This is a genomic window from Bacillus sp. FSL K6-1003 (genome assembly GCF_037964945.1).
GTDB classification, from domain to species: Bacteria; Bacillota; Bacilli; order Bacillales; family Bacillaceae; genus Bacillus; species Bacillus mojavensis.
Genome location: NZ_CP150176.1, coordinates 351,755 through 368,081 on the forward strand (window position 1 = coordinate 351,755; position 16,327 = coordinate 368,081).

At 47.1% G+C, this 16,327-nt stretch carries 11 protein-coding genes; 4 read left to right on the top strand and 7 right to left on the bottom strand.

From position 1 onward, the window contains the following. Positions 1-48 precede the first annotated feature (48 nt). Positions 49-1,503 carry a sodium/proline symporter PutP gene (gene putP, locus NSU16_RS01895; RefSeq protein WP_339192630.1) on the top strand — a complete coding sequence of 485 codons (1,455 nt, stop codon included), beginning with the start codon at positions 49-51 and terminating at the stop codon, positions 1,501-1,503. Positions 1,504-1,655: 152 nt separating this feature from the next. Continuing rightward, positions 1,656-2,891, top strand: a complete 1,236-nt coding sequence (putR, locus tag NSU16_RS01900; protein ID WP_229149698.1) for a proline utilization transcriptional regulator PutR — start codon at positions 1,656-1,658, stop codon at positions 2,889-2,891. Positions 2,892-2,927: 36 nt separating this feature from the next. Here putR and NSU16_RS01905 read toward each other — a convergent pair whose 3' ends face one another. Next, positions 2,928-3,785 carry a TIGR03943 family protein gene (locus tag NSU16_RS01905; protein ID WP_229149700.1) on the bottom strand — a complete coding sequence of 286 codons (858 nt, stop codon included), beginning with the start codon at positions 3,783-3,785 and terminating at the stop codon, positions 2,928-2,930. 4 nt (positions 3,786-3,789) lie between these two features. Then, complete coding sequence (locus NSU16_RS01910; RefSeq protein ID WP_081720881.1) at positions 3,790-4,674, bottom strand: permease; 885 nt, start codon at positions 4,672-4,674, stop codon at positions 3,790-3,792. A 265-nt stretch (positions 4,675-4,939) separates the two neighbouring features. Between NSU16_RS01910 and NSU16_RS01915 the strand changes: the two genes are divergently transcribed. Then, a complete protein-coding gene (locus tag NSU16_RS01915; RefSeq protein WP_339191932.1) occupies positions 4,940-5,950 on the top strand; it encodes an NAD(P)/FAD-dependent oxidoreductase in 1,011 nt (336 codons plus the stop codon). 27 nt (positions 5,951-5,977) lie between these two features. Here the strand turns inward: NSU16_RS01915 and cobA are convergent, their stop codons facing one another. From cobA to nirB, 5 genes are all read right to left on the bottom strand, one after another. Further along, positions 5,978-7,429, bottom strand: a complete 1,452-nt coding sequence (gene cobA, locus NSU16_RS01920; protein WP_339191933.1) for a uroporphyrinogen-III C-methyltransferase — start codon at positions 7,427-7,429, stop codon at positions 5,978-5,980. 59 nt (positions 7,430-7,488) lie between these two features. Beyond that, complete coding sequence (gene nirD, locus NSU16_RS01925) at positions 7,489-7,809, bottom strand: nitrite reductase small subunit NirD (RefSeq protein ID WP_286059074.1); 321 nt, start codon at positions 7,807-7,809, stop codon at positions 7,489-7,491. Positions 7,810-7,840: 31 nt separating this feature from the next. After that, positions 7,841-10,258 carry an NADPH-nitrite reductase gene (nasD, locus tag NSU16_RS01930; protein WP_339191934.1) on the bottom strand — a complete coding sequence of 806 codons (2,418 nt, stop codon included), beginning with the start codon at positions 10,256-10,258 and terminating at the stop codon, positions 7,841-7,843. Between the two features lie 120 nt (positions 10,259-10,378). Further along, the gene (locus tag NSU16_RS01935) at positions 10,379-12,511 is read right to left on the bottom strand and encodes a nitrate reductase (RefSeq protein WP_339191935.1); all 2,133 of its coding nucleotides are present in this window, start codon (positions 12,509-12,511) and stop codon (positions 10,379-10,381) included. A gap of 6 nt (positions 12,512-12,517) precedes the next feature. Continuing rightward, positions 12,518-14,836: a nitrite reductase large subunit NirB gene (gene nirB, locus NSU16_RS01940; RefSeq protein WP_339191936.1), complete on the bottom strand. Its 2,319-nt coding sequence runs from the start codon at positions 14,834-14,836 to the stop codon at positions 12,518-12,520. A gap of 181 nt (positions 14,837-15,017) precedes the next feature. Between nirB and NSU16_RS01945 the strand changes: the two genes are divergently transcribed. Further along, a complete protein-coding gene (locus NSU16_RS01945) occupies positions 15,018-16,223 on the top strand; it encodes a nitrate/nitrite transporter (RefSeq protein ID WP_326226478.1) in 1,206 nt (401 codons plus the stop codon). Positions 16,224-16,327: the final 104 nt, after the last annotated feature.

Here is a 16,327-nt window from a genome sequence, read left to right on the forward strand (position 1 = left end):
TCCATATACTGGTAAAAAAGAGGAGGAAGTGCTATAGAAAACACACAGCTGATTATTTCAATTTGTATTTATATGGCGGGGATGCTGCTGATCGGCTACTTTGCCTACAAACGTACGTCAAACCTGACGGATTACATGCTGGGAGGACGTTCCTTAGGTCCGGCTGTAACCGCTCTCAGTGCGGGAGCTGCCGATATGAGCGGCTGGCTGCTGATGGGGCTTCCGGGCGCCATGTTTTCAACTGGACTAAGCGGCGTTTGGATTGTGTTCGGTCTTTGCCTTGGTGCATGGGCGAACTGGCTCTACGTCGCACCGCGGCTGAGAACATATACTGAAAAAGCGGGGAATTCAATTACGATTCCCGGATTCCTTGAGAATCGTTTCGGAGATCAAACAAAGCTCCTTAGATTGTTTTCGGGAATTGTCATTTTAGTCTTTTTCACATTTTATGTATCGTCCGGAATGGTGTCCGGCGGCGTCTTGTTCAACAGCATCCTGGGAATGAATTATCACACCGGCTTGTGGGTGGTGACAGGTGTTGTTGTGGCGTATACCCTGTTTGGGGGCTTTCTGGCTGTCAGCTGGACAGATTTTGTTCAAGGGATCATTATGTTTGCAGCGCTTATTCTCGTTCCTATCGTTACGTTTTTCCACACCGGAGGAATAGGTGAAACAACTGCTGAGATCCGCTCTGTGGACCCTGATATGTTTAATATTTTTAAAGGAACCAGTGTTCTTGGCATCATTTCACTGTTTGCTTGGGGCTTGGGCTACTTTGGCCAGCCGCATATCATTGTGCGTTTTATGGCGATTACATCTGTCAAAGAGATAAAAAGAGCACGCAGAATCGGAATGGGATGGATGATTCTTTCGGCAGTCGGCGCAGTGCTGACAGGTTTGGGCGGGATCGCTTATTACCATCAGCGGGGCATGTCATTGAAGGACCCGGAGACCATATTTATCCAATTAGGAAATATTTTATTCCACCCAATTATTACAGGCTTTCTAATTTCTGCGATTTTAGCGGCCATTATGAGTACAATTTCTTCCCAGCTGCTTGTTACGTCAAGCTCCTTGGTAGAGGATTTGTATAAGTCGATGTTCCGGCGCTCAGCTTCTGATAAAGAACTGGTGTTTTTGGGCCGTCTGGCTGTGCTGGCTGTTTCAATTGTCGCGTTAGTTCTGGCTTGGGAGAAAAACAATACCATCCTTGGGTTGGTCAGCTACGCGTGGGCGGGCTTCGGTGCATCATTCGGGCCGGTTGTACTGCTCAGTCTGTTTTGGAAACGAATGACCAAATGGGGGGCACTCGCCGGCATGATTGTGGGAGCAGCAACTGTAATCATTTGGGCGAATGCCGGTCTTTCGGACTTTCTGTATGAAATCATACCTGGTTTTGCTGCGAGTCTATTATCTGTCTATATCGTCAGCGTATTGACGCAGGCTCCGTCACAAGATGTTACAGACCAGTTTAAAGACTACCAAGATACGATGTCGCAATAAAGATCGAAAGGAGGAGGAAGGGGATATCCCTTTTTCCTCTTTTCTCCTTTTAAGACTGCTGTTTTTTCTTTTGGAAACAAACGTATTTTTTTCTATACAAAAAGACCCCGTATGGATATGATTAAAGTAAAAAAAGTATAGGAGAAAAAGGTATGGAAGAGCTTTTAGAGAGAGTTTTTTCATTTTCAGATGTTGATAAGCTGATTGACTTTATCAGCTATGAGCTGCAAAAACCAGTGATACTGGAAAGCGCGGATTTCTTTTTGTTAGCCTACAATTCTTACTATATTAACCATTTTGATTCTGCAAACCAGCAGACTATTTTTTCAAAAAAATGTCCGGTTCAGATTTTTGAGAGGTTTTTGAAGGACGGGATCATTGAAAAGCTGAAAACAGAACCTGAGCCTTTTCGCGTCAATAAAATTGAGAGCATTGGGTTAAATCAGAGGGTAGTCGTGAGTGCAAAGCATAAAGGGGAAGTCATGGGCTACATCTGGATTCAAGAACTGGATCGTGATCTGACAGACGAAGAGCTCGACTTTTTGTACGAGACCTCCTTCCATGTCGGAAAAATTATTTATAAAGCGAACAAGCTGAAACAGGAAAAGGAAGAAAGAGCTGAGGACCTCATCAAACGGGCTATCTATCAGCAATTTATTTCTGAAAAGGAGCTCAGGCGGGAAGCTGAGAGAATCAACACCGTGCTGCCTTCTGTGTTTTCAGTTGTCATCCTGCACGCCGCGAATGGGGATGGGGAAGCGGTGGAAGATTTAAAGGAAAATATCAGGTCTTACCTGAATTTGCGGGATAAAGTCAGTCATGTCTTAACGATAGAATCAAATATTGTCATCGTCGTAGCGAGTTTTTCCCAAAAAAGCTCCGCCTCCTCAGCAGCTGTTGAATTCATTAACAAGCTGTTAACACATTTTCACTTTCAAAAAATTCCTACCCCTATCTATATCGGTATCGGAAACGAATATGACCACATCTTAAAGCTCGGCAAAAGCTATACAGAAGCATTGGAAGTCATTAAAGCCGCAGAAATAACCGGCAACCAGGAAAACATTCCATATGAATATGAGAAGCTCGGTATTTATCGTTATTTAGAAAGCATTGAACAGAAAAATGACTTTTTGGAATACGAGAATAAGGATTTAGCTTTACTAAAAGCAAAAGACCAAGAAAGCAGCACCGAGCTGCTGAAGACGCTGGAAATTTATCTCCTCAACAACTGCAAAACAAAACCAGCCGCGGAACAGCTGTTTATTCACCAAAACACATTAAATTACCGCATCAAGCAGATTCTTGAGATGACATCCATCGATTTAAGCGATTTCAGAACGCGATGCCAGCTCTATCTTGATTTGATGCTGATGAAAAAGAAATAAAAAAGAAACCAGTACTTGTACTGGTTTCGTCTTCAATTAAAATCCTCTGTAAACATACGGATCATCAGGTTTTTTAATGGTGTTCCAGTCTGTCACTTTCACGACAGGAAGGGTGGATTTGAATGGCTGATAATATTCTGAGGCAAGAGTGCCCTTAATTTGAACCCATTCATCATCCTTGATGTTTATGTCCTTCGGAAACTCCACAAGCATCCCGTACACGCCGGAATCAGCGATACAGTGAATAATGCCAAACCGCAATACGAACAGCTGGTTTTTGTTAATCGCGTTTCCTTTATACGCAAATCCATGAAATTCAATCGTCCGTCCGAGAAATTCGCCTGGATAGTTATAAATGGTTTCCATGCCTTTTAAGAAATCATCATCGGTCAGAGAAATCTCTTTTTTGCCAGAATATTTTTTATACAGCTGTTTCATCTGCTTGTCATAGCTGTCTTGTGCATAATAAAGGCTGGCATCAGGCCGCAGATACTGGGTTTGAGAGTAGTGGTCTCCGCTTTCCATGGCCTTAAACGAGAACCCTTTTGTTTTGACGATAGATGAGTCAAGCGTCGCAATCGGAAAAAAGATGCCTGACACCAAAGGGAAAAGAAAAACAAGGTAAATAAAATACCGCTGATAAAATGGTTTGTTTTGTTCATGGTCATGCTCGTGATCATGGCCGCAGCCGCAATCATCGTCATGATGATGCCCGCCTTTTTCAGGCGATTTGACAAACAAATACGCTTGAACAGCTGTCAAAATGGCCAGCAGGAAGATCGCAATAAAGGACAGATAGGAATATTTCATATTGATATATTTTGTTAGATTTCCTGAGGTATGCAGATGATAAAAGAAAAATGTAAATCCCATCAGCACCAATAGACGAAACATCCAATCACCCCTTTACAAGTAGTGATCCCGCTAAGACGATCACGACAATATACGTAATCAGCAGGAAAACAAATCGTTTTTTGAAGGCCGCGAGCATCATCAAGAGATTCTTAATATCAACCATCGCACCGAAGACGAGAAAGGCGATGAGCGAGCCTAAAGAAAATGTGCTGCTGAAGGAAGACGCAATAAATGCATCCACTTCTGAACAAAGCGACAAGACAAACGCCAGACCCATCATCACGAGGGAAGAAGATACATCATTCTGGCCGATCGCAAGCAGAGTGGATGTTTTGACGTACGTCTGCATCGCGGCTGCGATAAAGGCGCCGATAATTAAATATTTCCCCACGGAGAAAAATTCATCAATGGCGTGACGCAAGGTCCCTCCCAGCTTTTGCAGCAGGGTGTGGTGATGATGATGGTGATGCCCGGCTTCATCGGGCTTTAACAGCTGGTTATCCTTAAATTGATAGGATAAGATGATGCCAATAATCACCGAGACAGCCAGCGCCAGCCCGCCCCGGTAAAAGACAACGCTCCATCTATTCCCGAACGCAATATACGTAGAAAACAAAACAATGGGATTGATGATAGGAGCGGTCAGCATAAAAGCAACACCCGCATGCAGGGGAACCCCTTTTAGCAGAAGCCGCCTCGTAATCGGGATAATGCCACATTCGCAGGCGGGAAATAAGATGCCGGCAAGCGCACCAAATAAGACTGCGAGAAACCGGTTTTTCGGCATGATCCTTGCAATCATTTCTTCAGAAACAAACATTTGAATGATTCCGGACAGAATGACGCCAATCAGAATAAACGGAATGGCTTCTATTAAAATACTGATAAAAATAGAATTCAGCTGAAGAAAAGACGATTGTGCTGTCACAATAAAACCTCCGCTCATGGTAAGCTGCCTCTGATTATATCACGAAAAAAGGCACTGATTGTTTGACGGAAGAGGAGGAAGGATCGTTTCACCTTGTTTAGGATTCTAAGAAATCCAGTGACGTAGTGAACTGGGGGAATTATTACTCAGGGCCGACGAAATGGTTGAACACGGACTCTAGAAATATGATATACTTTGTATTGATATTCATTCTCAATTAAACAATATAACGTTAATGATAGATTTGGAACGGGAGGCAGGACGGATGGCTGGAAATCAAGAGGTATTTGACGTCACGATTATAGGCGGGGGGCCGATCGGGCTGTTTACGGCTTTTTACTGCGGCATGCGGGAGCTGAAAACGAAAGTGATCGAGTTTTTGCCGCGGCTCGGGGGAAAGGTGTCTTTATTTTTCCCTGAGAAGATGATTCGCGATATTGGCGGGATACCGGGGATTGCCGGGGAGAAGCTGATCGAACAGCTGAAGGAGCAGGCGGCGACGTTTGACCCTGATATTGTGCTGAATCAGCGAGTGACCGGATTTGAGCGTCTGGCTGACGGAACCATGGTGCTGACTAGCTCTGAGGGGGAGAAGCACTATACAAGAACCGTTATTTTGGCTGTCGGCATGGGCACGCTGGAGGTCAATGAGTTTGACAGCCAGGATGCAAGCCGGTATGCAGGAAAAAATCTTCATTATAAAGTGGAGAAGCTTGATGCGTTTAAAGGCAAACGGGTCGTGATTTCTGGCGGGGGAGATACTGCGGTCGATTGGGCTAATGAGCTGGAACCGATTGCGGCGTCTGTTACTGTCGTGCACCGCAGAGAGGAATTCGGCGGAATGGAAAGCAGCGTGACGAAAATGAAGCAGTCATCTGTGCGGGTGCTTACTCCTTATCGGCTTGAACATCTTAGCGGCACAGATGAACGCATCGAAAGCGTCACCGTTTGTCATGCGGCGTCTGGACATCCCGAGGAAATCGAGCTTGATGAGCTCATTATTAATCACGGGTTTAAAATTGATCTCGGCCCGATGAAGGATTGGGGTCTCGAGATTGAAGAAGGCCGGATTAAAGCTGACAGACATATGCGGACAAATCTTCCGGGCGTGTTTGTTGCGGGGGACGCGGCTTATTATGAAAGCAAGCTCAGATTGATTGCCGGCGGTTTTACAGAAGGCCCGACTGCCGTCAACAGTGCGAAATCTTATCTGGACCCTCAGGCGGAAAATATGGCGATGTATTCCACCCACCACAAAAAATTGGTTCATAAATAAAAAAGCCCTTTGGAAAAGGGCTGTTCATCAGCTGTGGAGGAGCTTTTTCTCCACTTGCTCATTTTGTATAAACGCAAATAATTGCTTATGGTCTTGTACGGCAGTAAACCCGTATGCAGCGGCGGGCGTGTCGTCGCCTATACAGATGACAGGGGGGCGGCTTGCGGACGGTTCTGTTGAAATGCCGATTTCTTCTCCTGCGCTGACCAATTGCTGAGCGGACTGCTTGCTGGGGCAAATGATCATGTGCAGAGGAGACTCACTGATCGTACGCTCGGTCATGCGGGTGAATCGCTCATCTATGACGTTTTCATGGGTGATATAGCACAAACAGGACTCTGATTTCAGCATTTCTTCTACTGAATGACGGCTGCCGACAATCAGCTTTTTAGGTGAATTGTGATGGTGCTCGGATATGATGAAGCCACGTTTTGCAAGCTCTGCCTTTCCTGCTTCTGACGCTGCACTCAGGCGTGCGGTCAGCTGGCGAATGTCGATTCGTTTGGATGCGAGGACTTGAAAAAATTCGCAAACCGCACGGCGTGATGTGAAGAAAATATCCTCGAAGGTGCTGATCTGTTCTAGAATATCTGCGTTGACAGGCATTTTTTCAGTCCTCCATTTCGGCCATTCGATGACATCGGCTCCATATTCGCGCAGCTTGTCTGCCAGTGTATGCTTATCTTCGTTATGTGTGACTACCATCATATGCTGCCCGATGAATGGTTTGCTCTCAAACCAGCTGTGTGTTTGAACGTTTACAATATCACCGATGACGATAATGGCGGGGTTTGTGATTTGCTGTTCCTGTATGTTTTGATGGATATCCTGCAGCGTTCCTTTTACGCTCCGCTGGCGGCCCCACGTTCCCCATTGAATCACGATGACAGGGACAGAAGGAGATTTTCCGTACGCGATGAGCTGCTGGCAAATAAATGACAGGTTTTTCACACCCATGTAAAACACAAGCGTTTGAACGCTTCGGGCAAGCCCCTCCCAGTCAAGGTTCGGCGTGCCTTTTAATGATTTATCATGTGCGGTAATCATGGCGAAGGACGAAGCGAAATCCCGATGCGTGACGGGGATTCCCGCATACAGCGGCGCGGCGATTCCCGAGGTGATGCCCGGCACCATTTCATAGCAGATGCCATGCTGGTGGAGCGCGTCTGCTTCCTCGCCGACTCTGCCAAACACACTGGGATCTCCGCCCTTCAAACGGACAACGGTTAATCCGTCCGACGCTTTTTCAATCAGCAGGGCATTGATCTCTGCCTGTTTCATAAAATGGCGGTCCGGCAGTTTTCCGCAATAAATGAACTGGCAGTCAGGTGATGCGTATTCGAGCAGCTTTGGGTTTGCGAGCCGGTCATACAAAATGACATCCGCTTCCTCCAGCGCTTGTTTTCCTTTTATGGTGATGAGCCCTGGATCTCCAGGTCCGGCGCCCACAAAATATACGATTCCGTTTTTCATGATCATGTCATCCTTCCGTCACTGTAAAAAATGAAGGATCACTTTGAAAGTGATCCGGTCTTTGATCAATATTGGAGATAAACGTATTCTCCTTCGATCAGCGTTTCGTATGTTTTGACACAGCCGTGATCCGGCTCTTGAACGATTCCGTCTTCCAAGGAGATTTTCCAGTCGTGCATCGGACAGAAGACATATTCGCCGCTGACGATACCTTCTGCAAGGACGCCGCCCTTATGGGGACAGCGGTTTTCAATGGCGCGGATGCTCCCGTTTGAAAGCTTAAAGACCGCAAGCTCCTTATCTTCAATATACACTGTTTTTCCTAATTGTTCAGGCAATTCTTCGATTTTTCCGATACATACTTTTGTGACGTCTTTGTTCACCATGTCCATTCCTCCTCAATGTTTGTTTCTGTCATTATGATGTGGTCACGACATTTTCAAATAATTCTTTAGAGGTTTGTTTATCTTCCAGGAAGTCCTTCCACGGATCTTTGTGGACAGAGAGCGTTTCATTCATTCGGTCGTTCAGCTCCTGCCGTTTTTCCGGATCGTTTAGAACATCTTGGACATGGGATAAACCGACGCGCTCCAGCCATGCGGACGTGCGTTCTAAGTAGTTTGCCGTTTCCCGGTAGTACTGAAGGTAAGCGCCTGCGTATTCCAGGACTTCTTCATTTGTTTTCACCTTCATCAGCAAGTCGCCGGCACGCAAATGGGTTCCGCCGTTTCCGCCGACGTAAAGCTCCCAGCCACCGTCGATGCCGACCACGCCAAGGTCTTTAATGCCGGACTCCGCACAGTTCCGCGGGCAGGCAGATACGGCCATTTTCACTTTATGAGGCGTGTTGAGTCCTTCAAATGTTTTCTCAAGGTCGATGCCTAGGGCCATGGAGTCTTGTGTGCCAAAGCGGCAGAATTGTTCGCCTACACATGTTTTTACCGTGCGGAGTGTTTTTCCGTACGCGTAGCCTGACGGCATATCAAGATCGGCCCATACCTTTGGCAGGTCTTCTTTTTTCACGCCGATCAAGTCAATTCGCTGGCCGCCTGTCATTTTGACGAGCGGGATCTCGTATTTATCGACGACATCAGCGATTTTGCGAAGATCCTGAGAGTTGGTTACACCGCCGTACATCCGCGGTACGACAGAGTAGGTACCGTCTTTTTGAATATTGGCGTGCATCCGTTCATTAACAAAGCGGGATGTTCTGTCATCCTCATATTTTGACGGATTGATCATGCCTAAGTAGTAGTTAAGAGCCGGACGGCATTTGGAACAGCCTTCTGGCGTTTTCCAGCCGAGCACGTTCATGACTTCTCTTGTATGTGACAGCCCTTTGGCTTTGATTTCTTCGACTACCTCATCTCTCGACAATGAGGTGCAGCCGCAAATCGCTTCTTTTTGGGCTGATGCGTCAAAGTCTGATCCCAGCGTATACTGAAGGATATCTTCTACGAGCGGCTTACAGCCTCCGCATGAGCGGGACGCGCCGGTGCAAGCTTTGATTTCATCTGTTGATGAACAGCCCTGTTCCTGAATGGCTTGAATAATTGCTCCTTTTGACACACCGTTACAGCCGCAGATGATTTCATCATTGCTCATGGCAGCGGTCAGACTTGTGCCCGCTTCTTGGTTGAGAGGCTGTAAAATTGAGATTTTAGAGGTTTCAGAGATATCTGCTTCTTTTTGAATCATCGAAAACAGGCGGTTGCCCTCACTGCTGTCGCCGAATAAAACAGCTCCGACAATCTGATTGCCTCGCAGCACGACTTTTTTATAAATGCCATCCTGTTCATCAAAGACCTTAATCGCTTTTTTCTCGTCTGATTCGTGAAAGTCACCGGCAGAAAAGACCTCAACTCCTGATACTTTCAGTTGAGTGGAGAGAACGGAGCCTTCATAAGGTTTCGTTTCAACACCGCAGATATGGTTAGCGAGCACTTTCGCCTGTTCATAGAGCGGCGCCACGAGTCCGTATGCGATTCCTCGGTGCTCGGCACATTCACCGACCGCATAAATGTGCGGGATTTCGGTTTGCATATAATCGTTGACAATGATGCCGCGGTTGACTGGAATGCCGCTTTCGGCCCCAAGCGCTGTATTCGGGCGGATGCCGACGGCCATGACGACTAAATCGGCTTCAACGCTTGTGCCGTCTTTGAATCTGATCCCTTCGACCCGGTCATCTCCGAGAATTTCTTCTGTTTGCTTTTCAAGCAGAAAGGTCATTCCTTGTTTTTCTAATTCGTTTTGCAGCAGGCGTCCGGCCGTTGCGTCAAGCTGGCGTTCCATCAGGAAGGGAGCGAGATGGATAACGGAGACTTCCATACCGAGATTCAGCAGGCCGCGGGCAGCTTCCAAGCCAAGCAAGCCCCCGCCGATGACGGCTGCTTTTTTATATTGTTTTGACGCGGCGAGCATCGTGTCTGTATCCTTTATGTCCCGGAAAGCTGTGACACCTTTTTTGTCTGCGCCCGGAATCGGCAGGATAAAAGGGACAGAACCTGTAGCCAGGATCAGTTCATCATAAGGCTGTATTCGGCCTGCATCGGTGATGACGGTTTTGCTTTCTATGTCCACTTTGATGACTGTTTCATTGGTATACAATTGTATATTGTTTTCTTCGTACCAGTTCCAATCGTTTAACGTAATATCTTTGATATCTGTATCGCCTTGCAGCACTTTTGACAAAAGGATTCGGTTGTAGTTGGGATGCGGTTCGGAACCAAAAATTGTAATTCGGAATTCGTCTTTTGAAACACTCAGTATTTCTTCAATGGCCCTTACCCCGGCCATTCCATTACCAACAAGAACTAGCTGTTTTCTCCCCATCAGATGATCCGCTCCTTATCAATGTTTTTTCCAGCGTAGCACAGCAAAAAGAAATATTTAAGATGCATGTTATAAAATGTAACAAAATATACGAAAATTTCTAAAATTTTTATGAAAAATTTAAATAGGTCTGACTCGGACGGCGCATACCTTAAAACCGGGCATTTTACACGCTGGATCTAGGCTGTCACCAATCAAGTCATTTACGTTTTGGGCATCCGCCCAGTGGATGGGAACAAATACTGTGTCTTTTCTGATGTGTTCTGACCATTTGCTGCGGACGGTGATGCTTCCGCGAGGAGATTCTATGTTCACGAGAACACGGTCCTCGATATTGTAGGCCGCTGCTGTTTTCGGATGGATTTCCATAAATGATTCAAAATCTCTTGCGGCCAAAGAGGCGCTTTTTCTCGTTTGGACACCTGTTAAATAATGAGACATGACCCTGCCGGTCGTTAAAAACAACGGATATTCGGCAGTCGGCTTTTCTTTAGGAACAACGGGTTCGTTTGGGATCACACTTAATGCCGCTTTTTGATCCGGATGTGCAAATGAGTCCTCAAACAAGCGCCGGGTTCCGGGGTGATCAGGTTCAGGACACGGCCAGTGAATGCCGCCTTCTTGTCTGAGCCTGTCGTATGTGATGCCGGAATAATCGGCGATTCCGCCGCGGCTTGCTTCTCTCAATTCGTTAAAGATGTCCTCCGCAGACGTGTAGGGAAAATAACGGCCTTTTCCAAGAGCGGACGCGATCTCGCAAATGATCTGCCAATCATGCTTTGCTTCCCCCGGGCAGGGGCGGCTCGCTTCCCTTAATGTCACGCGGCCTTCAACGTTGGTCATCGTGCCTTCGTCTTCTAAGTAAGAGGATGCGGGCAAAATGACATCAGCAAATTTCGCTGTTTCAGATATAAACAAGTCGATTGCAACAAAGAATGTCAGTTTTGACAGCGCCTGTTTGACAAGGTTGGCATTTGGGCTGGAGACTGCTGGATTGGAACACATTAGAAACAGTCCTTTAATGTCTCCATCGTTGATTTTTTCCATCATTTCATAGGCTGAGACGCCTTTTCGCGGGAGCTCATCCGGATTGACTCCCCACACTTTTGCAATATAAGCCCGATGGTCTTCGTTTTCGATGGAACGGTAGCCGGGAAGCTGATCTGCTTTTTGGCCATGCTCTCGGGCGCCTTGCCCATTACCCTGTCCGGTGATCGCTCCGTAGCCCGAGTAAGGCTTGCCGATTTTTCCTGTGATCAGCACCACATTTAAGAAGCCTCTCACAGCCGCGGTACCATCGGTTTGCTGTTCAATGCCGCGGGCTGTAAACAGCATGCCGGACGTTTCCATGGCAAACTTCATAGCAGCCTTTCGCATTTGCTCTAAAGGAACATTTGTCTGCTCGGCGATGTCTTCCAGATTTAAAGCACCGATATGCTGTTTGAGCTCATCAAATCCGTTCGTGCGTGTGCGAATAAAGTCTTCATTTATGAGCTGTTCGTCTATAATGATTTTGACTAAACCGTTGGCAAGGGCGGCGTCTGTCCCGGGTTTGATTTTTAGATGAAGGTCGGCTATTTTTGTCGTCGCTGTTTCCCGGGGGTCAATGGCAATGAGATAAGCCCCGTTTTCTTTCGCTTGTTCAAAATACGGCATGATGGTCGGCTGGCATTCTGCGATATTGGTGCCGGCCAAAATGATCACTCGGGAGTGGGGGATTTCCGATAATGGATTCGTCAAGCCTCTGTCTGCTCCGAATGTTTGGTTGGCTCCGGTTGCTGCGGCGGACATACAGAGCCGGCCGTTGTAATCGATGTATTTTGTCTGTAAGCCGACTCGTGCGAACTTTCCTAACAGATACGCCTCTTCATTCGTAATCGAGGCGCTTCCGTAGACAGCCATCGCATCATGGCCGTGTTTGGCTTGGATCAGGGTGACTTGCTCCTTTATATAGTTCAGTGCTTCATCCCAGGAAACAGGCACAAATTCACCGTTTTTTTTGAGCAGCGGCCGGGTGATACGGGAGGCGTGCAGGGCATGCTGATGGGCATTCATCCCTTTCATGCATAAACGGCCTAGTGTCGTAGGATTGTGGATGCCGATGGCTGTATATCTTTTCCGTGTAACGATGGTTTGTTCCACAAGCTGCATTTTGCATTGCATGCTGCAAAATGGACATTGGGTGTCGTATGTTTTTTCTGATTGGACGTCTTGCTGTTTTTCGCGGAAATATCTAAGCAGTCGTTCAGTCAAAATGCCTCATCCTTTCTTCATTGCGCCAGACTGTACAGGCTGATTTTGCAGCAATGACAGGTCTGTTTGGAGGTTTTCCAGCAGCTGTGTCCGCAAATCCTGTTCAAATAATACCTCTCTGATATGAATGATGCCGAGGCGGTCAATCCACTGATGAACCGCTTCTGCGTAGTGAGCCGTTTCGCGATAATATTGAAGAAGGCCTTTCATCATAATGGCAGTATTTTCTTCGCTATCTGTCACACAAAACAGCATTCCGGAACGGGCATGTGCTCCCCGGATGCCGCCAGTGTAAATGTCCCAGCCCTCTTGTGTTTGAATGGCGCCGATATCCTGTATAGCTGCCGTTGTGCAGTCTTTTTCACACGACAAGCTGATCGATATGTGATCGGGCATGGGAAGCATGTCAGCATGTCTTTCGATATGGCTTGCTAGCTTTTGAATAGATTGATCTTCTCCGCACGTACATGCTAAGATACTTCGCAGTGTGCGGCGGTGCTGATGAGAGAAAGCCGGCATGTTCAGTTCTTTTTTGATGTTTGCAAGGTCATTTGGATGGAATCCGGAAAGCTTCAGCCTCTGGCCGTGAGTAATTGAAACATAGGGGATACCGTATGTCTCAATGATGTTTGCGATGTTTCTGAGTTCCTTCGCATTTGTCAGCCCGCCGTACATTTGCGGAATGAGGGTGCATGTATCCTGGGCCGATGCTTTAGGGGACTGGATATAGCCGGGCTGCAGCAATTCCATATAATAGTGAAGCGCCGGAATACAAACATTGCAGCCGTTTTTCGTTTTCCAGCCAAGCTGATTCATTACCTCAGCAGGATCAGTGAAATGACAGAGGTGCAGTTCGGCGATGACTTCGTCTTCCGTCAAATCAGTGCAGCCGCAAAACGAAGGCTGGCCGGCTGGTTCTGTATATTCGCTGCTGGCCATGTATTTCAGAAGGTCTTCAACGAGCGGCCTGCAGCCTCCGCAAGAGCCGGATGCTTTTGTGCACTGCTTGACTTCTTCGACCGTTTTTAAGCCTTTCGTGTGCACCGCTTTTTCAATCAGACCTTTTGTCACTGAGTTGCATTGGCAAATGGTTTCAGTGAGAGGCATGGTTGCAAATGAAATGCCCGTTTGATCCGGTTCGATCAGCTGCTGTTTGACAATGGAAATGTCTCTTTGCTTGAGAAGGCTGTCGAGAAGCCGCTGTTTATCGCGTGTGTCTCCGAATAAAATAACGCCAGCCAGTTTGTCGTTCTCAAAGAGCGCTTTTTTGTAGCAACCCGCATGTTCATCATGAAGCTTCATGCTCGTCGTGCCTGCGTCTTCGTGCACCTTTCCTGCCGACCACACATCAATTCCAGCTATTTTTAAGGCTGCCGATTGGGCAGAGCCATGATATCCTTCACATGGAACGCCGCAGATGTGCTGTGCGAGGACTTTTCCTTGTTCATAAAGAGGGGCGACCAATCCGTATACCATTCCGTTATGCTCGGCGCATTCCCCGACGGCATACACATTCGGTTTGCTCGTCTGCATGAATTGATTGACGATGAAGCCGCGGTTTGCGGCGAGTCCGGCTGATGCAGCCAATTGGATATTGGGTCTTACACCAGCCGCCATTACAATCAAGTCTGCTTTTATCGAAGAACTGTCGCTGAATCGGATACCATCTGCCCGTGAGTCTCCTGTAATGGCTGCTGTGTCTTTCTCTAAAAGAAAGGTTAAGCCTTTTCGTTCCAGTTCAGACCGCAGCAGACGAGACGCTGTTTGATCGAGCTGTTTTTGCATGATGTTGGGGGAGTGGTGAACGACGCTGACATCCATGCCCAGGTGCCGCAGGCCGACAGCCGCTTCAAGGCCTAATAAGCCGGCGCCGATGACCGCTGCCTTTTGATAATGTTCAGCCATGCTGATAATAGCTTGACAGTCTTCTATTGTCCGAAAGCCGTAAACACCTTCTTTGTCTGTCCCGGGTATGGGGAGAATATGAGGGGAGGAGCCTGTTGCCAGGATCAATTTGTCGTAGGACAGGCTGCGTTTTTGATCTGTAGTGACTTGCTGCAAATCTGTGTTGATTTGCACGACCGTTTCTCCAGTGTAAAGTGTTATGCCTTGCTTGGCGTACCATTCACTGCTGTTCAGCACAATGTCATCGAGCGCTGCCTCCCCCTGTAAAACAGAGGATAAGAGAATGCGATTATAGTTGGGATGCGGTTCGCTGCCGAAAATGACAATCTCAAACATGTTACGATGAAGCTTCAATATTTCTTCAATACAGCGAATTCCGGCCATTCCGTTCCCTGCTACGATTAATCTTTGTTTCTTCATTTGCCAGACCTCCTTTGCCTCAGCTTGTAAGTTTTTCTCCTACCAAAAATTATGGCACAATGCTCAGTTAACGCATTAAACGTGTCACATTAGCTTACACATGTCTTTTCCGAAAAAATATGGTCATATATTCTTGATTCAGAAAAATGAAATTTTTAATGGGTCAAGAAAGGGGAATGTTATGAAGCTGTCGGAACTGAAAACAAGCGGTCACCCAACCACTTTGCTCTGCTCGTTTTTATACTTTGATGTAAGTTTTATGATATGGGTTATGCTTGGAGCGCTCGGTGTTTATATTTCTCAGGATTTTGGCCTGTCTCCCTTTGAAAAAGGACTTGTCGTGGCTGTGCCGATCTTATCGGGGTCTGTGTTTCGGATCATATTAGGCGTGTTAACGGACAGAATCGGTCCAAAAAAAACAGCTGTCATCGGGATGCTGGTGACAATGATCCCGCTGCTTTGGGGGACATTTGGAGGCCGGTCGCTGACTGAACTTTATGCGATCGGCATTCTGCTTGGCGTGGCAGGCGCGAGCTTTGCTGTTGCGCTTCCTATGGCAAGCCGGTGGTATCCGCCTCATTTGCAGGGACTTGCAATGGGGATAGCGGGTGCGGGTAATAGCGGCACCTTGTTTGCGACACTGTTTGGCCCCCGGCTTGCAGAGCAGTTTGGCTGGCACAGTGTGATGGGAATTGCGCTTCTTCCTCTGATCATCGTCTTTGTTCTATTTGTTTTCATGGCGAAGAATTCCCCTGAACAACCGGCACCGCAGCCGCTCAAAAACTATTGGCAGGTGTTCGGACAAAAGGAAACGTGGTTTTTCTGTCTGCTGTACAGCGTCACGTTTGGAGGTTTTGTGGGGCTGTCCAGCTTTTTGGCGATATTCTTCGTCGATCAATATCAGCTGTCAAAAATTCATGCAGGAGATTTCGTCACATTATGTGTAGCAGCTGGCAGTTTTTTTCGGCCTGTAGGGGGCTGGATTTCAGATCGTGTCGGGGGCACGAAGGTTCTTTCTGTTTTGTTTGTCATTGTGGCCCTTTGCATGGCCGGAGTCAGCAGTCTGCCGTCTCTTTCAATGGTTATCATCCTTTTATTTGTCGGAATGATGGGACTTGGAATGGGCAACGGAGCAGTGTTTCAGCTCGTCCCGCAGCGCTTCCGGAAAGAAATCGGAATGGTGACGGGAATCGTCGGCGCAGCAGGAGGCATCGGAGGTTTCTTTCTGCCAAACATTTTAGGGTCATTAAAACAGATGACAGGCACATATGCCATCGGATTTATCACATTTTCCTGTATCGCATTACTGGCGTTTGTGCTTGTGATTGCCGCAGGATATTACTGGAGAAAAAGCTGGAGCGCGGAAAGCAGTCCGGCGGATGTTTGATGTTTGAATGGGCGACACGCGATTGTGCGTGTCTTTTTTTGCTGTTTTCAACTTTCTCTTGATTTTAACTCGTGAACCGATCAGAATAAATAGTAATTATTACG